The 19,155-nt window shown below is 69.2% G+C and carries 22 protein-coding genes; 6 read left to right on the forward strand and 16 right to left on the reverse strand.

Annotated features, from left to right (window positions below; all coding sequences use genetic code 11):
- Positions 1–66 precede the first annotated feature (66 nt).
- On the reverse strand, positions 67–336 hold the full coding sequence (locus tag EGH21_RS14035; RefSeq protein ID WP_220619113.1) for a hypothetical protein: 270 nt from the start codon (positions 334–336) through the stop codon (positions 67–69).
- Positions 337–506: 170 nt separating this feature from the next.
- On the opposite strand from EGH21_RS14035, the gene EGH21_RS14040 reads away from it, so the two are divergent.
- From EGH21_RS14040 to EGH21_RS14060, 5 genes are all read left to right on the forward strand, one after another.
- The gene (locus EGH21_RS14040; protein ID WP_220619114.1) at positions 507–1,475 is read left to right on the forward strand and encodes a winged helix-turn-helix domain-containing protein; all 969 of its coding nucleotides are present in this window, start codon (positions 507–509) and stop codon (positions 1,473–1,475) included.
- 104 nt (positions 1,476–1,579) lie between these two features.
- Positions 1,580–2,494, forward strand: a complete 915-nt coding sequence (locus EGH21_RS14045) for a CheF family chemotaxis protein (protein ID WP_220619115.1) — start codon at positions 1,580–1,582, stop codon at positions 2,492–2,494.
- Between the two features lie 98 nt (positions 2,495–2,592).
- A complete protein-coding gene (locus EGH21_RS14050; protein ID WP_220619116.1) occupies positions 2,593–3,597 on the forward strand; it encodes an aldo/keto reductase in 1,005 nt (334 codons plus the stop codon).
- Positions 3,598–3,667: 70 nt separating this feature from the next.
- Entirely contained in the window at positions 3,668–4,096 is a 429-nt protein-coding gene (gene sufU / locus EGH21_RS14055) for a Fe-S cluster assembly sulfur transfer protein SufU (protein ID WP_220619117.1), read from the forward strand.
- A gap of 326 nt (positions 4,097–4,422) precedes the next feature.
- Positions 4,423–5,190, forward strand: a complete 768-nt coding sequence (locus EGH21_RS14060) for a class I SAM-dependent methyltransferase (protein WP_220619118.1) — start codon at positions 4,423–4,425, stop codon at positions 5,188–5,190.
- Positions 5,191–5,211: 21 nt separating this feature from the next.
- On the opposite strand, the gene EGH21_RS14065 is transcribed toward EGH21_RS14060, so the two are convergent.
- From EGH21_RS14065 to EGH21_RS14110, 10 genes are all read right to left on the reverse strand, one after another.
- The gene (locus EGH21_RS14065; protein ID WP_220619119.1) at positions 5,212–5,574 is read right to left on the reverse strand and encodes a hypothetical protein; all 363 of its coding nucleotides are present in this window, start codon (positions 5,572–5,574) and stop codon (positions 5,212–5,214) included.
- Between the two features lie 6 nt (positions 5,575–5,580).
- Entirely contained in the window at positions 5,581–6,720 is a 1,140-nt protein-coding gene (locus EGH21_RS14070) for an aromatic ring-hydroxylating oxygenase subunit alpha (protein ID WP_220619120.1), read from the reverse strand.
- 114 nt (positions 6,721–6,834) lie between these two features.
- Entirely contained in the window at positions 6,835–7,488 is a 654-nt protein-coding gene (locus EGH21_RS14075; RefSeq protein ID WP_220619121.1) for a helix-turn-helix domain-containing protein, read from the reverse strand.
- Between the two features lie 267 nt (positions 7,489–7,755).
- A complete protein-coding gene (locus EGH21_RS14080) occupies positions 7,756–9,825 on the reverse strand; it encodes a heme-binding protein (RefSeq protein WP_220619122.1) in 2,070 nt (689 codons plus the stop codon).
- Between the two features lie 169 nt (positions 9,826–9,994).
- Positions 9,995–10,315 carry a DUF5783 family protein gene (locus EGH21_RS14085; RefSeq protein WP_220619123.1) on the reverse strand — a complete coding sequence of 107 codons (321 nt, stop codon included), beginning with the start codon at positions 10,313–10,315 and terminating at the stop codon, positions 9,995–9,997.
- A 45-nt stretch (positions 10,316–10,360) separates the two neighbouring features.
- Positions 10,361–10,594, reverse strand: coding sequence for a hypothetical protein (locus EGH21_RS14090; protein ID WP_220619124.1), 234 nt, complete (start codon positions 10,592–10,594; stop codon positions 10,361–10,363).
- 90 nt (positions 10,595–10,684) lie between these two features.
- Positions 10,685–12,145, reverse strand: coding sequence for a RecJ family nuclease (gene recJ, locus EGH21_RS14095; protein WP_220619125.1), 1,461 nt, complete (start codon positions 12,143–12,145; stop codon positions 10,685–10,687).
- A gap of 45 nt (positions 12,146–12,190) precedes the next feature.
- Positions 12,191–12,721, reverse strand: coding sequence for a hypothetical protein (locus tag EGH21_RS14100; protein WP_220619126.1), 531 nt, complete (start codon positions 12,719–12,721; stop codon positions 12,191–12,193).
- 119 nt (positions 12,722–12,840) lie between these two features.
- Positions 12,841–13,380 (reverse strand): hypothetical protein, encoded by a 540-nt coding sequence (locus tag EGH21_RS14105; protein WP_220619127.1) that lies wholly within the window; start codon positions 13,378–13,380, stop codon positions 12,841–12,843.
- A 3-nt stretch (positions 13,381–13,383) separates the two neighbouring features.
- The gene (locus EGH21_RS14110; RefSeq protein ID WP_220619128.1) at positions 13,384–13,644 is read right to left on the reverse strand and encodes a hypothetical protein; all 261 of its coding nucleotides are present in this window, start codon (positions 13,642–13,644) and stop codon (positions 13,384–13,386) included.
- 232 nt (positions 13,645–13,876) lie between these two features.
- On the opposite strand from EGH21_RS14110, the gene EGH21_RS14115 reads away from it, so the two are divergent.
- Positions 13,877–14,602, forward strand: a complete 726-nt coding sequence (locus EGH21_RS14115) for a PspA/IM30 family protein (protein ID WP_220619129.1) — start codon at positions 13,877–13,879, stop codon at positions 14,600–14,602.
- 15 nt (positions 14,603–14,617) lie between these two features.
- On the opposite strand, the gene EGH21_RS14120 is transcribed toward EGH21_RS14115, so the two are convergent.
- The 5 genes from EGH21_RS14120 to EGH21_RS14140 are packed head-to-tail and all read right to left on the reverse strand — an operon-like array spanning position 14,618 to position 19,119.
- The gene (locus EGH21_RS14120) at positions 14,618–15,811 is read right to left on the reverse strand and encodes an MFS transporter (protein WP_220619130.1); all 1,194 of its coding nucleotides are present in this window, start codon (positions 15,809–15,811) and stop codon (positions 14,618–14,620) included.
- The gene (locus tag EGH21_RS14125) at positions 15,811–16,563 is read right to left on the reverse strand and encodes a uroporphyrinogen-III synthase (protein WP_220619131.1); all 753 of its coding nucleotides are present in this window, start codon (positions 16,561–16,563) and stop codon (positions 15,811–15,813) included. Before EGH21_RS14125 ends, EGH21_RS14120 begins: the two co-directional genes overlap by 1 nt.
- Entirely contained in the window at positions 16,563–17,321 is a 759-nt protein-coding gene (gene cobA, locus EGH21_RS14130; RefSeq protein ID WP_220619132.1) for a uroporphyrinogen-III C-methyltransferase, read from the reverse strand. The genes EGH21_RS14125 and cobA overlap by 1 nt, the downstream gene beginning before the upstream one ends.
- On the reverse strand, positions 17,318–18,520 hold the full coding sequence (hemC, locus tag EGH21_RS14135; protein ID WP_220619133.1) for a hydroxymethylbilane synthase: 1,203 nt from the start codon (positions 18,518–18,520) through the stop codon (positions 17,318–17,320). Before hemC ends, cobA begins: the two co-directional genes overlap by 4 nt.
- A 53-nt stretch (positions 18,521–18,573) precedes the next feature.
- Positions 18,574–19,119, reverse strand: a complete 546-nt coding sequence (locus tag EGH21_RS14140; protein ID WP_220619134.1) for a CDP-2,3-bis-(O-geranylgeranyl)-sn-glycerol synthase — start codon at positions 19,117–19,119, stop codon at positions 18,574–18,576.
- Positions 19,120–19,155: the final 36 nt, after the last annotated feature.

Below are 19,155 nucleotides of genomic sequence, written 5' to 3' on the forward strand. Positions count from 1 at the left end.
ACGAGTGGCCGCCGTTTTCTCACGTGTCGTAGAGAGCACCGAGCGGCGGCCGTGCGACCGGCGGCGTCACTCCGGCCGCGACCCGCGGGTCCGCCGACGCCGACCGCCGGCCGCGTGACCACGCGAGCGACGGCGGTCCGTCGCCGCCACGGACAGGCGCGTCACGGCGACGGTCCCGACGGCACCGAGGAGGACCCCGAGCGCGAAGACGGGGTAGCTGACGACCAGTAACACACCGACGAAGAGCACCACGAGACCGAGGCTTCCGCGGACGGACGAGGCGGGCCGGTCGGCCGTCTCGGCCCGTCCTGCACGGGATAGACGAGTGTCGTTCATCGTGTATGGAACGTGGGCCCGGACGGCCTTAACTATAACCAGAACGACATTTCTGTAAGCGAGCTTTCCGAAGAACGCTTCTGTTTGCAGTCTGACTATTTCGGGCGAGACGTGCCGACAGCGGTCGGTCGCCCCCGCGTTTTACAACTCGAAGCGACCTACCGGAGCGCATGACCGACGAGGACGCGGCCGAGGCGACCCTCGCCCCGGACGAGGCGTTCGCCGTGCTCGGTGACGAGACCCGCATCGGCATCCTCCGTGCGCTGGGCGCGGCCGAGGAGCCACTCTCCTTCTCCGAACTCCGCGAGCGGGTCGGGGTCGACGACTCCGGTCAGTTCAACTACCACCTAGAGAAGGTCGTCGGCCACTTCGTCGCCAAGAGCGACGAGGGCTACACCCTCCGACGGTCGGGTCGCCGGGTCGTCGAAGCCGTGCTTTCGGGTGCCGTCACGGAGACGCCCGCCTTCGAGCGGACCCGCATCGAGGAGGCGTGTGAGTACTGTGGCGCGCCGGTCGAGGTCCGCTGGCGGTCGGGCAACGTGGAACTGTTCTGTACCGAGTGTGCCGGTCGCTACGGCCAGTCGTACGGGGCCACCAAACGACCGGAACCGGTGGCGGCGGGGTACCTCGGTCGGATGCCGCTCCCCCCGGCGGGTCTGCAGGGCCGGACGCCCGACGAGATAGTCCGGGCCGCGTGGACGTGGTCGCATCTGGAGATGCTGGCGATGTCGAGTGGGCTCTGTCCCCGCTGTTCGGCACCCGTCGAGACCGACGTGTTCGTCTGCGAGGACCACGACGCGAGCGACGGCCTTTGTGACCGGTGTGACGGCGCGCACGCGGTGAACGTCGGCGCCCGGTGCACGAACTGCATCTTCCGAAGCGGCGGCGTCCTCGTCGTGGTACTCCTCGCCGACACCGCCCTCCTCGCGTTTCTCACCGCCCACGGCCTCAATCCGGTGGCACCCGACTCCATCCGGCGTCTCAACGAAGTCCTCGCCGACTACGACGAGACGGTCCTCTCGACGGACCCGTTCCGGGCCCGGTTCACGTTCGGCGTCGATGGCGACCGCCTGACCCTGACCGTCGACGACGACCTGTCCGTCGTCGGCGTCGACCACGGGACCGCCGCCAGCCAGTGAGCGTGTCGCCGACGGAGTGGGCGACCACCGCCACGCTCCGTTTCAATCTGTGAGAATTCGTTCAGAATATTTATCATGTAGTCCAAGCTACAGACTGTCGAGAGATGTCGGACAGGGTCGAAATCCCGGCGACCGTGCTGTGTCACGCGCTCGGCGACGAGCCAGTCGCGACCCACCTCTCGCTTGGCAGTGACACGCTCGGCATCGAGGGCGACGGGTTCGCGGACGAACTCCGCCTCGACAACCTCTTCGACGTCAGAGTCGGTGCGCCGCCGCAGGCGGCCGCGTCGGCCTTCAGTGGGACCGTCCTGACCGTCGGCTTCGAGCGGGACGGGGGGCGGGAAGTGCTGTTCGTGCGGACCGACCCGGACACCCTGACGACGTTCGCCGGCCTGCTGTACCGACGACTGCTCGACGGCGAGGAAGTGGCCGTGTGCCACCCCGCCGAAATCGGCGGGCGCGTGACCGACGCGACCTACGACATCGGACGGCTTCACGTCGTCCCGGACCGGGTGGGCGTCAGTGACGTGCGAGCGCCGTTCGACCTCGAACTGGGGATGATAGTCGACTTCTGGCGCTCCACGGAGGAGTTGCTCGGGGACCGCCAGCAGGTCATCCACATCCAGTACGTCCGCGACGGCGTGGCGGTGTCGCTGGACCTCGCGCTCAACCCGCCGCGCGCCCAACACCTGCTGGGGCGGCATCTCCAGCGGAAGTACGTCGAGACCAGACGGGAGATACGGGGGCTCGACGTGCCGCCCGTCGGTGTCCGGGCGCTCGTGCGCCTCTACTCGCTCCGCGGGCGGATGCGGCCCCAGTCACTGGCGGACGGGGAGTCGGTGTCCACCTCGGCGCTGGTCCGGGCGCTCCGTCGCCGGGGGCTGATAGAACCGGCCGACGGGGAGGTCGCACTCACGTCGCGGGGGTGGATTCTCGTCACCGAGTACGTGAGCCAGAGCGGCCACGGCCACGAGACGACCGACGGGACGCGCCAACGGGCGGCCGGCCAGACCGATTGAACGCGTCGGGCACGAGGGCGTGAGCGACGACCGGCCAGACACCGGCCAACGGTACCGCCGCCCGACCATTCAAACCGCGGAGGCACGAACCCCGGCGCATGGCACTCGACGACATCGACCTCGACTACGTACGACTCGGCGAGACGGGCCTCTCGGTCAGCGAACTCGCCTTCGGGACGTGGCGGTTCGGCCGGGAGACGGCGGACGGCACGCTCGAAATCGGCGAGGACCGCGCCCACGACCTGCTCGACGCCTACGAGGCGGCCGGTGGGCGCTTCGTCGACACCGCCGACGTGTACGGTGGTGGCGACAGCGAGGAGTGGATCGGCGACTGGCTCTCGCAGCGTGACCGCGAGGAGTACGTCCTCGCCTCGAAGATATACTGGCCGACCCGCGAGGACGACCCGAACGGGCGCGGCCTCGGGCGCAAGCACATCCGGCGCAACATCGACCTGATGCTGGACCGCCTCGGGACGGAGTATCTGGACGTGCTGTACATCCACCGCTGGGACGAGGAGACGCCGGCCCGCGAACTGATGCGGACGCTCACCGGCCTCGTCGACGACGGCAAGGTGAACTACCTCGGGGCGTCGACGTTCGAGCCCAACGCGTGGCGGGTCGCACAGGCCAACGAACTGGCCGAGCGCGAGGGACTGGAGCCGTTCACCGTCTCCCAGCCCCGTTACAACCTCGTCGACCGCGAAGTGGAGGGGGACTACCTCGACATGTGTGACCACTACGGCCTCGGGGTCTGCCCGTGGAGTCCGCTGGGACAGGGCGTGCTGACCGGGAAGTACACACGCGACGACCGCGACACCGACGCCTCGGCCGGCCGGAGCGACGACTGGAAGGAGTCCTACCTCACCGAGGAGAACTTCGACGTCGTCGACGAGGTGCGGGCCGTCGCCGACGAGGTGGGCGCCACCCCCGCGCAGGTGTCGCTCGCGTGGCTCATGCACCACGAGAACGTCGCGTCGCCGCTCGTCGGCGCTCGGACGGTCGACCAACTCGAAGAGAACCTCGCCGCGGCGGCCGTCGACCTCTCCGAGTCGCAGTTCGAGCGCCTCGCCGAGTCGAAGGGCGGTCCCTACGACGACATCTGAGGAGGCCGCCGCGCCGCCGGAGGGAGCCTCGGAAGCCTTTTCCGGGCCAGTACCGTAACTGAATCCAACAATGGGTATCGGCGGCTCAGATATGTACCGGCAGCAGATTCTCGACCACTACAAGAACCCTCGGAACACCGGCGAACTCGAGGACCCCACCTTCACCCACGTCGGCGAGAACCCGATGTGCGGCGACGAGATTCGCATGGACGTCGTCCTCAGCGAGGACGAGGAGACCATCAAGCGCGTCGCCTTCCGCGGCGACGGCTGTGCCATCTCGCAGGCGTCGGCGTCGATGCTCACGGAGAAACTCCACGGGATGTCCGTCGACGAACTGGAGGAGTTGGACCGCGACGACATCGTCGACATGCTCGGCGTCGACATCTCCCCGATGCGAATCAAGTGCGCCGTCCTCGCGGAGAAGGTCGCACAGGACGGCGCGGAGATATACTTCGGCGAGAAGGACCTCGACAAGACGACGACCGAAGACGACGACTGATTACAGCAGCGACGGCCGCGGCAGGAACCGGACTCGGCACCGCTGGCACGCGACGATGCCGTAGTGGTCGAGACACTGGTGTTCTTCCTCGCAGAGTTCACATTCGAGCCGGTCGCCACGCTGCCCGTCCGGCCCGAACGGAGTCGTCCGCCGTTCGCTACTCCGTCGAATTGAGGCGAGCATCCCGTAGGTGGAGCTAGCGTGTGCTGGGGGATAAGTAGCCGCCCTAGTCTGTCCGTGGGACTATGACGGACGGCCGTCCGTCTCGCGGCCGGCGGTACCACGGGTCGGGAAAGCTTATCGACCCCGACTCGCTGTGTGACAGTATGACCGACGGCAACGAGTGGGACCCCGACGACTACGACGACGGCCACGGCTTCGTCCACGAGTACGGCCGGGACCTGCTGACCCTGCTGGACCCGGAACCGGGCGAGCGAGTCCTCGACCTCGGGTGTGGCACGGGCCATCTGACCGCCGCCCTTGCCGACAGCGGTGCCGAAGCGGTCGGCATCGACGCTTCGGCGGAGATGGTCCGGCGGGCCCGCGAGACGTACCCGTCGCTGGACTTCGAGCGGGCCGACGCCCGAACGTACGCGCCCGAGCGGTCCTTCGACGCCGTCTTCTCGAACGCCGCCCTCCACTGGATTCCCGGGCCGGACCACGACGCCGTGCTGTCGACCGTCGCGGACGCGCTCGCCGCCGACGGCCGGTTCGTCGCGGAGTTCGGCGGGCACGGGAACGTCCGGCGCATCACCGACGCACTCGAAGCCGAACTCGCCGAGCACGGCCACGAGGTGGCCCACCCGTGGTACTTCCCGACCATCGGCGAGTACGCGCCGCGGCTCGAAGCCCACGGGTTCGAGGTGGCGTCCGCACGGCTGTTCGACCGGCCGACGGAGCTAGACGGCGGCGAGGACGGCCTCCGCGAGTGGGTCGGGATGTTCGGCGACGAGTTCTTCGATGGGGTCGCGGCCGCGGAGCGCGAGCGAGTGCTGGACGCCGTCGAAGACCGGGTACGGGACGAGTTGTTCGACGCCGACGGCGAGACGTGGACCGCGGACTACCGACGGCTCCGGGTCGTCGCCAAGATGTGAGCGCGGCGAACGGGCACTGGGTCAGACCGGGCGGAGGTGGTCGTCGCGGGGTTCCCAGAGCGCGCCACCCATCCGCAGTTCGTACAGCGTGTCGAGCGTCTGTCCGACGGTCCACCCCTGTTTGCTCGTCGCCGCGGCGACGATGCCGACGGGGATACCGCGTTCGAACTGGTCGTCGAGCGCGTGGAGGACCGGTCCGAGGTCACCGGCCTCGGGTGCCTGTGTCACGGCGGGGTGGTCGGCGACGACCCACTCGACGTCGGCCCCGGTGAGACGGTGTCGGCGGCGGTAGAACTCGACGACGTCGTTGGCCGTCGACGCCTCGACGCGTTCGCCGGTCTCCGTACACTGTGCGACGAACGGGGCGGAGTCCTGTTGGCTCATGTCTCCTCAGGCCTCGTAGGCTTCCTGTGCCAGTCGGTGTAGCTTGTGGACGGTGTGCTCGTTCGGGCCGAGTTGGGCCTGCGCCAGCGCGCCGGACTGGAGGCCCTCGTACTGGCGTTCGACGAGTTCGAAGTCCTCCTCCTGCAGTTGGCGACTCGTCTGGACGAACTCGCGTTCGTCCGCGGTCATCTCGGCGGACTGGAAGTAGTAGTCGGCGATGAGCTGGAACCGCCCCTCGTCGATGGGGTCGATGATGTACGTGCCGTAGCCGTCGGCGGTGCCGTACATGTTCACCGTGAAGTTCGGCCAGAAGTAGTAGAACTTCGCCTCGTGTTCCTCGTGGATGCGCATCTCGTCCTCGACGTCCTCGGCGTGGGTGTAGTGCAGAATCCAGTGGTAGTCGTCGACCTCGAGTTCGGAGTCGTTCAGTTCGACGCCGGTTATCCAGTCCTGGTGGTTGGCGTGACAGTGGTCACACTCGGAGTAGTTGCCGGCGAACGTCTTCCAGTTACACTCGACCTCGGAGACGTAGCGGGCGGCGTGTTCGTACTCGCCCAGCGGCAGGGCCTCCAGTTCGTCTTTGAGCGTCCCGGCCTGTTCGGCCAGCGGCATCGGGTCCTCGGCGAAGTTGAGGAAGACGAGCGGCCCGATGCGGTCCGTCTGTACCTCGCGGAGGCCGTTCGCCTCCGAGTCGAGGCCACACACGTCCTCGTCCTCGAGGTCGGGGTTGAGCCCCGCCTCCTCGAAGCTCTTGGGCGTGCTCGTGAGGTCGCCGTCGAGGTCGTAGGTCCACATGTGGTACGGACACCGGATGCGCCCCACGTTCCCGGGGTCGGTCATCGGCGTGTCCTCGACCATCTTCGAGCCGCGGTGCGCACAGACGTTGAAGAACGCCCGTACCTCGTCCTCGGCGTCGCGGACGACGATGACCTGCCGGTCGCCGACCGTCCGGGTGAAGTACGCCCCCTGTTCCTGTATCGCGTTGGCGTGGCCGGCGTACACCCAGTACTGGCCGAACACCTTGTCCTTCTCCATCTCGTGGACCGCGGGGTCGGTGAAGTACCGCGCGGGGAGCGCGTTCGTCTCGTCGGTGATGTCGGGACTGACCGCCTCTACCTCGTCGTTCGTGGTGTTCCACCGCGTCATACGTCGAAACCTTCGGGCAGTTGCCCCATGGGAGTTCACCACAGATGACACACCATTTAAGTCCCCTCCGGAGAACTGGCGCCGTCGCAGACGGCACTCGGGGTGGGACCCCATTCACTCGTCGACGAGAACGTCCTCGACGAGTTGTCGCGTCCCTCGGCGGAGGCGCCCGCCGACGGCGGTCGGACAGATACCGAGTCGCTCGGCCAGTTCGGCCTGGGTCGTCTCGCGTGGCTCCGCGAAGTAGCCACACCGGTACGCTTCGGTCAGCGCGCGTCGCTGTTCCTCGCTGACGGCCGTCACGGTGCCGTCGGCCATCCCGTGCCGGTCGTAGACGCGGACCAAATCGAAGGCGATTCCCTCCGACCGGCAGTGCTCCCAGAGTTCGGCGATGGCCTGCCGGTCGGGGAGTTGCAGGCGGAGTCGCCACCCGGTGTCGGCCGTCCGCGCCTCCAGCACCAACCCGCCCAGTTCCGTGACCTTCGGGGAGAGGAGTTCCGTGTCGGAGCGGTGGGTGAACCGGTACAACCGGGAGGTATCGGACTCGGAGACGACCATGGCCTCGGCGACGGTGTCGTCCCGTTCGACGGCCGCGTCGAAGCGCTCGAACTCGCCCGACTCGCTCTGGACGAGGAAGAAGAACATCGACGTCTCGGGGTCGGTCATCGAGTTCGTCACAACGCGCACGTCGACCGACGGCACCCGTTCGACGGTGGGTGCCAGCGTCAGTTTCTCGTGGTCGATGCGGATGACGGCGATTAGACTCATAGTGCGTTCCTCAGACGGGCCGTCCCCGTCTCGGGACGGACGAGGGGCCGACGACCCGCGGGCACGTCCGACTCCACGTCCCGGGCGAGCGGCGGCCGCCGTGACTTCGTGGCACGCTCCCGGCCAATCGTTCGGTTTCGTCGCGGTACGTGTGCGCTTCGTTCACACAGATACCGGAACGACGGTCGAACGAATCACTCTTGAGACGTATTATCTCAGGTTTTTATACCGACGGGGAGGCCGGCCGAAAGTGAGAGTCGGCGCCGGCTACGCGAGGAAGACGTGCCGCGGGCGGTCGGCCAACACGTCCCGCCCCCAACTCACCGTGTCGGAGAAGGCGTCCGAGCGGAAGAACGCCATCGCGTCCTCCTTGCTGTCCCACTGGCTGGCGATGAACATGTCGTTCTCGTCGTCGCGGTTGGCGAGCAGCGCCGTCTCGCGGTGGCCGTCCATGTCCGCCAGCAGGCCGCCGACGGTGTCGAACTTCTCGACGAAGTCCTCGCGGTACTCGGGCTTGACGGTGTAGAACATCCCCATCGTCCCGAAACCGTCGCTCTCGCCCTGCCGGCGGACGACGTCGGGGAGGTCCGAGAGGTAGCCGCTGGCCGTCTCGGCGGCCTCCTCGGTGTCCCACAGGGAGGCGACGGCCGTGGTGTCGGCGTCGAGGTCGGTGTAGACCGTCGTCCGAACGTGGGTGTCGTAGCGCTCGAAGGCGCTCCGGAGGTCCGCCACCTCGTCGGCGAGTTCGTCGGGGTCGGCCTCGGAGTAGACGACCAGCGCGTAGACGTCCTCGCCGTGTGGCTGGCCGGCGTAGACGCCCTCGGCTTCGAGTTGCTCGCGGATGGACTGGGAGGACGCCGCGGCCTGTTCGTGGTCCCCCTCGTCGTCCGCGGCGTCACCCTCTCCCAGCGGGCCGCCGAGTCGCTCCTCGACGCCGTCGAGGTCACCGAGGAACCCGGCGGCCGTCTCGGCGGCCTCCTTGGCCGTCCAGACGCTGACGACGTAGGTCTGGCCGCTCTGGGCGCGGACCGTCGTCGTGACGTGGCGGTCGTAGTGGCCGAAGCTCTCTGCGAGGTCCTCCACGTCGTCGACGATGTCTTCGGCGTCGGCCGAGGAGTGGAACACCAGCGCGTATTCACCGGCGTCGTAGGCCTCGCCCTCGTGGAGACCAAGCCGGCCGACCCGCTGGGCGACGTCGTCTATCTCCTCGAAGTCGCCGGAGACGTCCGGCCGACCGCCGCTCGACCCCGAATCGTCGTCCTCGTCGCCGTGGTCGCTCGCCGGGTGGTCGGCGTCGGCAGGGTCCTCGCCGTGCGGGTGGTCGCCCTCGCTCGCACCGCCGGGGTGGGCGCCGCCGTGGTCCTCGGCGTCGCCGGCCCGAGCGTGGCCCGCGTCGGCCTCGGCGTGCGCGTCGGGCTGCCTCTGCCCGCCGACCTCGACGTGCGCGTCGGGCCGCCCCTGCCCGCCGCCCTCGGCGTGCGCGTCGACGCCCGTCTCGCGGCCACCCTCCGCGTGGACGCCACTCTCGGCGGCGGCCGTCCCGTCGTCGGTCGGGACTCGCTGGCCGGCGAGGACGGCCGGGAGGTCCGCGGGGTCGAAGCGCCGGCCGACGTAGAAGGGGCCGAACTCGGCGAACTTCGAGGTCGAGGGGTCGAAGCGCATCTCGGTCAGCAACTCCTTGATGCTGGTCATGTCCTCGCTCCAGAGCGTGATGCCCCACTCGTAGTCGTCGAAGCCGATAGAGCCGCAAATCATCTGGTTCACGTCGCCGCCGTACCCACGGCCGATGTCGCCGTGGCGCTTGATGTGAGCCGCTCGCTCCTCGAAGGACGTGTCGTACCAGTTCTGGTCGGGGTCCCGGCGCTTGCTCATCGGGTAGAAACAGACGAACTCCTCGTCGGGCACCTCGGGGTGTAGACGGGCCTGAATGTACTGTGCGAGCCCGGAGTCGTCGTCGACCTCCCCCTCGAAGTACTCGCGGGCCTTCTCGGTGTAGCCCGACGCTTCGGTGACGGAGACGTAGGAGTAGACCTGTTCGGTAAACTGCGCGAACTCCGTCTGCTCGAAGTGTCGCTCCGCGGCGTCTAGGTCGCCCATCGTCGGCCGGAGATGCAGAACCATGAGGTCGGCCTTGTGGCCCAGCACGGTGTAGACGGCCGTCTGGCCCTCTTCGGCGTCCTCGATGGCTTCGTACGCCGAGAGGAAGTCGATGCCCTCCGAGAGCGCGCGGTCACGGACTCGCTGGGGGGCCTCCCGCCACGCGTCCCAGTCGATTCGACGGCAGTCGTGCAGCACGTACCAGCCCTCTTCCGTCTGTGGGGGCGTCCGTTGGTCCATACCGGCGGCTTACAGTTCGACGGTAACGAACCTTCCCATGTCGGCGAGCGTCCTTCGACGTGTGTATCCTCGGACCCGCGAGTAGTTCGAACGGCCAGAGAGCGCCGGGGACTTGCTGGGCCCGAGCGATGCGACTCGCGAGAGATAGCGGCGGCCGCAGTCGAGACGGCTACTCCTCGACGCCGAAGATGCGGTGGAGTTGGGACTCGATTTCGTCGGTGAACTCCTCCAGTACGACCTCGAACTTCTCGTCGTCGACGACGATAGCGGTCAGGCGCTCCTGTGGGTCCTCGGGCAATTCCACGTAGAAGCCCTCGCTCTCGTCGTAGAACGGTTCGGACTCGTTGAGAATCTGCTGGTCGATGGCGTGGACGAGTTCCGAGTCGTAGCGGTCGTTCAGCACCTCGAAGGCCTGCTTGTAGGCCTTCTGCAGTTCCGGGAAGTAGTTGGCGTACTTGTCCTCGAACTGCTCGGGGTCGAACTCCGTCATTGTCGGGGACGAAGACGGCCGAGGATAAAGGTGACCCGGACTCGTTCAGGGACGGGCCGACCGGGCGTCCTTCTTCGGCAGGTAGACGACCAGATAGGCGACGAACGACATCCCGAACAGGCCGCCCAAGACGAGGTAGACGCGGATGTCGAGCGTCGCGAGGACGGCGATAATCTCCGCGAGGGTCGCCCGCGGGTCGGCGAAGCCGAACGTCTCCGTGTAGGCCAGCAAGCCGGCGACGACGACCAACACGAGGTCGAACAGTTCGCGAGAATCCATTCGTCTCTCCATCGGATAGCGGCCCGTATAGCTCTTTTTGCCCACGATGACGGTGGGACGCCGACGCACAGACCAGCCCGGAGACCCGACTCAGTCGAGTTGGCGGGCGACCACGTCGTCGGCCGCCTCGACGAAGGCGTCCTCCTCGCCCGCGGGAATCGTCGCGCCGGCGGCGATGTCGTGCCCGCCGCCGTCGCCGCCGACGGCCTGTGCGGCCTCCCGCATCACCACGGAGAGGTCGACGCCGCGGCCGACGAGGGGGCCGGTCGCCCGCGAGGACACCTTCGTCTCGCCGTCGGCGTCGGCGAAGGCGATGATTGGTCTGTCCGAGTCGACGCCGTCCGTCCCGAGGGCCATCCCCGCGACGATGCCGACGATGGTCTCACGGATGGCGGTGCCGGCGTCGAAGTACTGGACCTGCTCCGAGCGGGTGACGCCGCGCTCTTTGACCAGGTCGAGGCCCTCCGAGAGGTTCCGGCGGTGATTCGCCAGCAGTTTGCGGGCCTGTTCGAGCGGCGCCTGCCGGTCGCCGAGACAGACCGCCAGCCCCACGTCGGCCCGTTCGTAGCGGGCGGTGGCGTTCAGCAGCGTGGAGAACTCGCTGGCGTCCCGGAGTTCGGTGCCGGTCGGTTCGGTCGTGAGCGTGTACGTCGTCCCGACTAGCGACTGGATCTTGTCGGCGGGGACGCCGCGCGTGACCGCTCGCTGGACCAGCGCACTGGCGACCGTCTGTCGCTCGTCGTCGGAGAGGTCGGCCCACGTCCGCCACTCGCCGTGGCGTTTCAGGTCGAGGCCGAGGTCCTCGAGGAACTTCGTGGCGCCGGCCTGGTCGTTCGAGATGCCCGGAATCGGCACCTCGGTGGCGTACTCCAGCAGTTTCGGGAGCGGGCGAGTCTGCTTGCCGTACAGCGAGAGGTCGGTCCCTTCCTCCAGTACGTCGGCGGCGATACCCTCCTCGACGATGCCCTCGTTGGCACCGACCAGTTCGCCGCCGACGGCCTGCATGTCACCGACGGCGCCCACCACCGCGAGCGCCGCGAGGTCACGGTTGTCGCCGTCGTCGGGTTCGAGGGCGCGGGCGAGGACGTACGCCGCGCCCGCGCCGGACAGTTCCGAGGCCCCGTCGAGGCCCACGAGCAGGGGGTTGCAGTGGTAGTCGAAGTCGGCGTAGCCGTCGGTGTCGACCACGGCGTCGGCGTTACAGTCCGCGGGGGCCGAGGGTTGGTGGTGGTCGGCGACGACGGCCTCGAAATCGCCCGCGGCGACGTGGTCGGAGATGACGTCCAGTTGGCCGGAGCCGAAGTCGGTGAACAGTACCGTCTCGTACTCGCGGGCGGCGATACTGGCTATCTCTGTCGGGTCGAGTTGCTTCTTGAACACCGTCTCGACGGGGATGCCGGCCCGCGACAGCGCCGTCGTGGCGATAGCGGCGCTGGTCAGGCCGTCCGCGTCGATGTGGGAGGCCAGCAGTACGCGGTCGGCCGCCCGTAGCCGGTCGGCAGACGCAGTCGCGCGGTCGGCCAGCGCTGGAACGGGGCCGGATGTACTCATCGTGCCGGGGTAGGCGCGCCCCGGGATAAAAACCTTCAGTCGTCGTCAGGCGACCTTCCGCTGGCGGTAGAACGTCATCACTCTGTCGTCGTACTCGACGGTCGTCTCGATGGTGACGTAGCCGTCGGCGCGTTCGATAGCCAGCGCCTCACCGAGCGACAGGTCGACGCGCTGTGTCGTGGTGTAGGTCTCCCCGGCGTCGAGGGCACCGACCCACTCGTAGCCGGACCAGACGACGCTCCCGTCGGTCCCCTGTCCGGCGTAGATGGTGGCGGTAACGCCGATATCCGAGGACGCCCGGGGCTGTGCGTTCCGGAGCGTCGAGGTCACGTCGCGGCAGGTCCGTCCGCACTGCGTTATCCGGTCGATTGCGAGCGTGAACGGCGGCGGTCCCTCGGTGGGCGTGGCCCGTGGGGGACCGTCTGGCGCCGGTGGCGCGGCCGCCCCGTCGTCGAGTCCGAACGGGCCGACACCGAGGAGAAACGCCGCTCCCGCGCCGACGAGGAGGAGGGCGAGGACGCCGACGACGACGCCGACCCGCGTGTCGGAGACGGCCCCGAGGCGTCCGTCGGCCACGGTCAGACCGACACTCCCGGCGGTCGTCGGGTCGACGGACGTCCGAAAATCCCCCACGAGACGTGATGAGTTGGCATACGTCTGGTACGGAACGGTGGAAGATAAACCCGCCAGTCGAGTCAGGCGACCTGTCGCTGGTCGGTGAACGTCACGGTCCGGTCGTCGCTCTGGACCGTCGTCTGGACCGTTATCCAGCCGTCCTCGTTCTCTATCGCCAGCGCCTCGCTGTAGGACAGTTCGACGCGCTTGGTCGCCGTGTAGGACTCACCGGCGTCGAGGGTGCCGACCGGTTCGGACCCCTCCCACACGACGTCGCCGTCGGTGCCGTTGCCGGCGTAGATGCGCGTGTAGACGGTGACGTCCGTCGCCGTGGTGTCCTGCTGGTTCGTCAGCGTCGAGGTCACGTCACGGCAGGTCTGGCCACAGTTCTCGATGTCGTCGATGGTGAACCCGAACGGCGGCGTCGCCGTCGCCGTCGTCTCCGCGCTGTCCGCACCGCCGCTGTCGGTCGTCCGCTCGGCGGGCGTCTCGGTCGGGAACGACTCGACGTCCGACCCGCTGTCGCCGCCGGATGCCGGACCGAACCCGGTCAGCACGGCCCCGGCGGCACCCGCGAGGAGGAGCACCACGCCACCGACTGCGAGCAGTTTCGTGCGCATCGGTTAGCCGTCGGCCCCGTCGTTCGCGGCCCCGCTGACCTCGTCACCGGGGTCGCCGCCCAGTGCACCCTCGAGGAACTGCGTGATGCTGTCGAGGATGGACGAGACGAAGTCGGGCACCGGGTCGGGCAGGCCGCCGGGCGGCCCGATAGCCTCGGTGCCGTCGTCGGTCACGTCCGTCGCGGGCGCCGCCGCCGCGGCGCCGGTCAGGAGCGTCAGTATCGCCACGATCACGCCGGCCGTTCGGAGCAGTTGTCGCGTCATCTGTACCCGGTCGTTGCGACGCCGCTACTATCAACGGGGTCGACGGTGAACGCAGATTACCGCGAATTAGCGCCTCTTTCGCCGATTTAACTCGGCTTAACGGTCGGAAGACGGACAGACCCGCCGTCCTCGCCGATGGTGTTATCTCACTGTCACTCGTAGGCACCTGCATGTTCTCCACCGGACCCGCTCTCGCGGCCCGACGCACCGAGACCACCGACGAGGTGGCACGATGAGTCTCCTCGGTCGCATCGGCTTCGCCGTCCGCGCGAAACTGAACGCCCTGCTGAACCGGGCCTCGGACCCCTCGGCCGAACTGGACTACTCCTACGAGGAGTTGCGCGACGAACTCCAGCGAGTCACGCGCGGCATCGCCGACGTGACCACCCAGAAGAAGCGACTGGAGATACACCGCCGACGCCTCCGCGAGAACGTCGAGAAGTACGACGGACAGGCCCGCGAGGCGATGCGACAGGACCGCGATGACCTCGCGCGCCGTGCGCTGGAGAAGAAACAGACACACGTCGAGCAGATAACCGACCTCACCGACCAGATAGACAACCTGCAGGAGACTCAGGACCGCCTCGTGGGCAAGCGCGCGGAACTGTCCAGCCAGATAGAGCAGTTCCGCACGCGCAAGGAGACGATGAAGGCCCGCTACGAGGCCGCCGAGGCGTCGGCGCGCGTCTCCGAGGCGTTCACCGGCGTCGGCGACACGATGGCGGACGTGAACCGGGCCATCGAGCGCGCGACCGAGCGCACCGAACGCATGGAGGCCCGCGCCGCCGCCCTCGAGGAACTGGAAGAGAGCGGTCAACTGGAGTCCGTCCTCGAAGAGGGCGACGACATCGACCGGGAACTGGACCGCATCTCGAACGAACGCGCCGTCGAGTACGAACTGGAGACGCTCCGCGCGGAGCTAGACGCCGACGAACAGGCCGCGGAGACGGCCGACTGAGACGGCCCAGCCCCGCTACGGGGTCGTCCGGCGGGCGACGAGGGCGACGAACCCGACGCCGACGGCGGCCCCGGCGGCGAGCAAGAGCCACCCGGCGCGGTACGACATCGAGTCGGCCAGCCATCCGAACGCGGGCGGGGCCAGCAGTGCGCCCGCGTTGAGCGCCGTCTGGCCGCCGGCGGTGGCCGCCCCCACCTCGTCGGCGGGCACCAGCGCCGTCATACAGGCGTAGTAGAGGCCCGTAAAGCCCAGTATCGTCGCGCCGACGCCGACGACGAGCGCCAGCGCCACCGGGCGCGGGAGGTCGGGTAGAGCGAGCGCCGCCAACAGGAGGACGCCCAGCGCCGCCTGCCCGAGGAGGACCGTCGCGTTCGCCCGGGCCTCCGACGCGGCCCGGCGGTCGGCCAGCCACCCGGCGGCGACCCGGCCCAGACTCCCCGACACCTGCATCGCCGCGAAGCCGAGACCCGCCACCGCGACGGAGACGCCGACGGCGTCGGTCAGGTACAGCGTCGCGTAGCCGACGGTGGTGAACAGCGCGGCGCCGAGGAAGAAGCCGCCGCCGGCGAGCGCCACGTAGGGCCGGTTCTGCCGGAGTCCGTCGAGGTCCGGCAGACGCCACTCGCCGCCGGGCGCGCCCCGGTAGCCGACGGCGAAGGCGGCGGCCACAGCGAGAGCGACGCCGCCGGCGACGAGGAAGCCGAGGTTCCACGCGCCGACCGACGGCGCGGCGCTGACGACGAGGACGGCGGCGACGCCGCTCCCGCCGGTGACGCCGACCTGTTTGATGCCCATCGCCCGCCCCCGGAGCGAACCGGGGACGCTCGTCACGATGGCCCGGTTCGTCGCGGGCATCGCGGTGGCGTAGGCCGCCCCGAGGAAGGCGGCGGCGACCAGTAGCGAGGGGAACCCGGCGGCCAGCCCCACGCCCGCGACGCCGACGGCCAGCGCCACGAGGCCGCCGACCATCACCGCCTTCTCGCCGACGCCGTCGACGGCCGCGCCGACCGGGAACAGCGCGACGGTGTACCCGAGCGTCCCGGCGGTGACGACGACGCCGACGAGGAACCGCGAGAGGTGCAGTTCCGTCCGGAGCAGTGCCGTCCCGGCGAACAGCGCGTAGAAACAGGTGCTGGCGACGACTTGCCACCCAGTCACCAGTCCGAGCGGTCGGAGTACCTCGCCGAGGCCGCCCCCCTCGCCGCGCATCAGTCGTGGTAGGTCGGGGCCGCCGTCTCCACGACGTCACACGCCAGCGTCTCGAAGTCGGCGCGCTCGGGCACCACGTCGACCGGGATGCCGGCGTTCTCGGCCGTCTCCCTCGTCGGTTCGCCGATGGCACCGACCGTCGCCTCCCGCAGGCCCTCGATGGCCGCGTCGCGAATCCCGCGGTCGGCGGCCGCCGCGAGGAAGTGCCGGACGGTGAGCGAGGACGTAAAGAGCGCGGCGTCCAGTTCGCCGTCGGCGGCGAGTTCCGCGGACTCGCCGGACTCGGGCGGCCGGACGAGGCGGTACAGGACCGTCTCGTGGACGTACGCGCCGGCCGCTTCGATGCCGTCGGTCAGGACCGCAGAGCCGTGGTCCGAGCGGGCCACCTCGACGCGGGACCCGGCTACCTCTGCTTCCAGCGCCTCGACCAGCCCCGTCGAGGAGTACTCCTCGGGGACCACGTCGACGGCGTAGCCGGCCTCGCGGAGCGCCGTCGCGGTGGCCTCGCCGATAGCACACACCGTCGCCGTGCCGGGGTCCCAGTCCCCGCCCGCGGCGAGTTCGACGCCGGTCTTGCTCGTCAGGACGACGTAGTCGGCGTCGCTTCTGGGCGTGCTGTCGGTCGGTTCGACGGCGAGCATCGGGTCTGCGACGGGGTCGGCCCCCAGCGACTCCAGCAGTTCGACGGCCGCCGCCAGTCGCTCGTCGTCGGGGCGGAACGCCGCCACCCGGAGTCGGGGTTCCTCGCGCATCAGGCCCCCTCCAGAAACTCGATGACGCGGTCGCGCTCGCCCGCCACCTCGCCGACGACGGTGATGGCCGGCGGTTCGATGCCCTCGCTGTCGCGCACGTCGACGATGGTGTCGAGGGTGCCGGTGGCGACTCGCTGGTCGGGCCACGTCGCCCGCTCTATCAGCGCAACCGGCGTGTCGGGGTCCATCCCCGCCTTCCGGAGTTCGGCGGTGTAGCCCGGCAGTTTGCCGACGCCCATCAGGACGACGATGGTGCCGCCGGTGTCGGCGAGCGCTCGCCAGTCCACCGCGGATTCGTCTTTCGTGGGGTCCTCGTGACCCGTGACGAAGGAGACGGAGGAGACGTAGTCGCGGTGCGTGACCGGGATGCCGGCCGCCTCCGGCCCGGCGATAGCGCTGGTGATGCCCGGCACGACTTCGAACGGAATCTCGTTCTGTGCGAGATGGACCATCTCCTCGCCGCCGCGGCCGAACACCGTCGGGTCGCCGCCCTTCAGGCGGACGACCGTCTCGCCCGCCTCGGCGAGTTCGACCATCCGGGCGTTCGTGTACTCCTGTGGCGTCCACTCGCCGCCGGCGCGCTTGCCCACGTCCTCGCGCTTGTCCTCGGGAATCTGGCCGAGAATCTCGGGCCCGGGGAGTTTGTCGTGGAGGACGACGTCGGCGCTCTCGAGGAGGCGCTTGGCCTTCACCGTCAGGAGGTCCGGGTCGCCGGGGCCCGAGCCGACGAGGTACACTTTCCCCACGTCGTCGCTCATTCCTCGTCCTCCTCCCGGGCGGTCGCGGCGTCGTCGTCGGCGGCCCCGGCGTCGCGCTTGGCCTCGGCGATGAGGTCGGCGGCGCCCTCGTCGGCCAGTTCCGCGGCGAGGTCGACGGCGGCGTCGATGTGGCGCTCGACGGGGAGGTCCCGGCTGACACGGACCTCTTCGTCACCGTCCCGGGAGAGGACGCGGACGTTCGTGTGGACGACCCCGCCCTCCAGCGTGGCGTACACGCCGATGGGAGCGACGCACCCACCGCCCAGTTCCGCGAGGATGGTCCGCTCGACGGTCGTCTCGGCGCGGGTCTGTGGGTCGTCGATGCGGTCCCGGACGGTCTCGGCGAGGTCGCCGTCGACGGCCGTCACGGCGAGGGCGCCCTGCCCGGGCGCGGGGACGAACGTGTCGAGGGGGAGGTCGCTCGTCCCGACGTGGTGCGTGAGTCCGGCGCGGTCGAGGCCGGCCTTCGCGAGGACGATGGCGTCGTACTCGGTGTCGGGGTCCCGCTCCATGGCGCGGCGTTCGAGTTCGGCGAGCCCGTCGAACCACGCCTCCACGTCTTCGTCGTAGGGGAACTCGTAGTCGTCGTCCTCGTCGGACTGGTCGCTTCCGTCCCCGTCCGATTTTTCCGAGGCCCGTTGGGCCTCGCCACCCGCGTGCTCCTTCCGTTCCTGTTCGGCCTCGTGGCGCTCCTGGTGCTCGCGCTGGAGCGACGGGGCCAGCAGTTTCTCGACGCGCGTGTCGACGTTGCCCCGGAGCGGTTCGACCGTGAGGTCCGGACGCTCGGCGAGCAACTGGGCACGGCGGCGGAGACTCGACGTGCCGACGGTCGCGCCCTCGGGCAACTCCTCGAGGGTACTGCCGTCGGGCGTCACCAACACGTCCCCCGGCGCGGCCCGGTCGGGGACGGCGGCGACCACGAGGTCGTCGGGTCGCTCGGTCGGCATGTCCTTCATCGAGTGGACCGCCGCGTCCAGTTCCCCCGCGATGACCTTCTCGTCGAGACTGCGGACGAACGCCCCCGTCTTCCCCAGTCGGTGGATGAGTTCGTCGCGTATCTGGTCGCCCGTGGTCTCGACCTCGGTGAGTTCGACGGTGAGTCGCCGCCCCGAGAGGAGGTCCCGGACCGTCGCCGCCTGTCGCAGAGCGAGGTCGGACCCCCGTGTCGCCAACCGCAACGTGTCCGCGCGCGTGGTCATGTCCTACACTTCGATGGGCCGGTGTGAAAAGCACATCACATCCACACGCCGGCCTACCACGGCTCGTTCTTCAGGCCGAGCAGGTACGCGATGCCGTTGGTCACGACGTGCAACAGCGGCGTGACGAGGAGAATCGCCACGACCACCGGGAGCGTGAACGTCCGCCCGAACCACGACGGCGCGAGGACGAACGCGCAGAGGAGGGCGCCGACGACGAAGTCCAGTTGGTCGAGGCCGGGGAACGCCGCCCCGCGCTCGCGGCCGCTCCGCCGTTTGACGAACGACGCGCCGATGTCGCCGAGCATCGCCCCGAACGCCAGTCCAAGCCCCGCGAGGACGGGGAACCGCGGGAGCGAGTGGCCGACAGCGGCGCTCACCGCCGGCGTCACGGCCGAGAGCGCGAGTGCCAGCGCCGTCCCGGCCAGCGTCCCGGCCAGCGTCCCGCGCCACGTCTTGCCGTCGCCGAGTAGTCGACGCCCACCCATCGTCCGACCGCCGTCTATCGGTCGCCCACCGCCAGCCAGTACCGCCGCGTTGTTGGGCACGTACGCGGGCAACATCGCCCACAGCGCCGTCGCGACCACCCCGAGTATGTCCATATTTTCGCGTATCGTCCCGGTGTCTTAATCGGTGTG

The organism is Haloarcula rubra (assembly GCF_019599465.1).
Taxonomy (GTDB): Archaea; Halobacteriota; Halobacteria; order Halobacteriales; family Haloarculaceae; genus Haloarcula; species Haloarcula rubra.

Excerpts from the sequence above, each read along its gene's own strand:
- cobA (WP_220619132.1), bottom strand. The coding sequence starts at position 17,321 with ATGAGCGACGACGTGGGGAAAGTGTACCTCGTCGGCTCGGGCCCCGGC.
- EGH21_RS14080 (WP_220619122.1), bottom strand. The coding sequence starts at position 9,825 with ATGGACCAACGGACGCCCCCACAGACGGAAGAGGGCTGGTACGTGCTG.
- EGH21_RS14115 (WP_220619129.1), top strand. The coding sequence starts at position 13,877 with ATGAGTCTCCTCGGTCGCATCGGCTTCGCCGTCCGCGCGAAACTGAAC.
- EGH21_RS14120 (WP_220619130.1), bottom strand. The coding sequence starts at position 15,811 with ATGCGCGGCGAGGGGGGCGGCCTCGGCGAGGTACTCCGACCGCTCGGA.
- EGH21_RS14050 (WP_220619116.1), top strand. The coding sequence starts at position 2,593 with ATGGCACTCGACGACATCGACCTCGACTACGTACGACTCGGCGAGACG.
- EGH21_RS14090 (WP_220619124.1), bottom strand. The coding sequence starts at position 10,594 with ATGGATTCTCGCGAACTGTTCGACCTCGTGTTGGTCGTCGTCGCCGGC.
- EGH21_RS14065 (WP_220619119.1), bottom strand. The coding sequence starts at position 5,574 with ATGAGCCAACAGGACTCCGCCCCGTTCGTCGCACAGTGTACGGAGACC.
- EGH21_RS14085 (WP_220619123.1), bottom strand. The coding sequence starts at position 10,315 with ATGACGGAGTTCGACCCCGAGCAGTTCGAGGACAAGTACGCCAACTAC.
- EGH21_RS14125 (WP_220619131.1), bottom strand. The coding sequence starts at position 16,563 with ATGCGCGAGGAACCCCGACTCCGGGTGGCGGCGTTCCGCCCCGACGAC.
- EGH21_RS14110 (WP_220619128.1), bottom strand. The coding sequence starts at position 13,644 with ATGACGCGACAACTGCTCCGAACGGCCGGCGTGATCGTGGCGATACTG.
- EGH21_RS14060 (WP_220619118.1), top strand. The coding sequence starts at position 4,423 with ATGACCGACGGCAACGAGTGGGACCCCGACGACTACGACGACGGCCAC.
- EGH21_RS14070 (WP_220619120.1), bottom strand. The coding sequence starts at position 6,720 with ATGACGCGGTGGAACACCACGAACGACGAGGTAGAGGCGGTCAGTCCC.
- sufU (WP_220619117.1), top strand. The coding sequence starts at position 3,668 with ATGGGTATCGGCGGCTCAGATATGTACCGGCAGCAGATTCTCGACCAC.
- hemC (WP_220619133.1), bottom strand. The coding sequence starts at position 18,520 with ATGACCACGCGCGCGGACACGTTGCGGTTGGCGACACGGGGGTCCGAC.
- recJ (WP_220619125.1), bottom strand. The coding sequence starts at position 12,145 with ATGAGTACATCCGGCCCCGTTCCAGCGCTGGCCGACCGCGCGACTGCG.
- EGH21_RS14040 (WP_220619114.1), top strand. The coding sequence starts at position 507 with ATGACCGACGAGGACGCGGCCGAGGCGACCCTCGCCCCGGACGAGGCG.
- EGH21_RS14140 (WP_220619134.1), bottom strand. The coding sequence starts at position 19,119 with ATGGACATACTCGGGGTGGTCGCGACGGCGCTGTGGGCGATGTTGCCC.
- EGH21_RS14035 (WP_220619113.1), bottom strand. The coding sequence starts at position 336 with ATGAACGACACTCGTCTATCCCGTGCAGGACGGGCCGAGACGGCCGAC.
- EGH21_RS14075 (WP_220619121.1), bottom strand. The coding sequence starts at position 7,488 with ATGAGTCTAATCGCCGTCATCCGCATCGACCACGAGAAACTGACGCTG.
- EGH21_RS14105 (WP_220619127.1), bottom strand. The coding sequence starts at position 13,380 with ATGCGCACGAAACTGCTCGCAGTCGGTGGCGTGGTGCTCCTCCTCGCG.
- EGH21_RS14045 (WP_220619115.1), top strand. The coding sequence starts at position 1,580 with ATGTCGGACAGGGTCGAAATCCCGGCGACCGTGCTGTGTCACGCGCTC.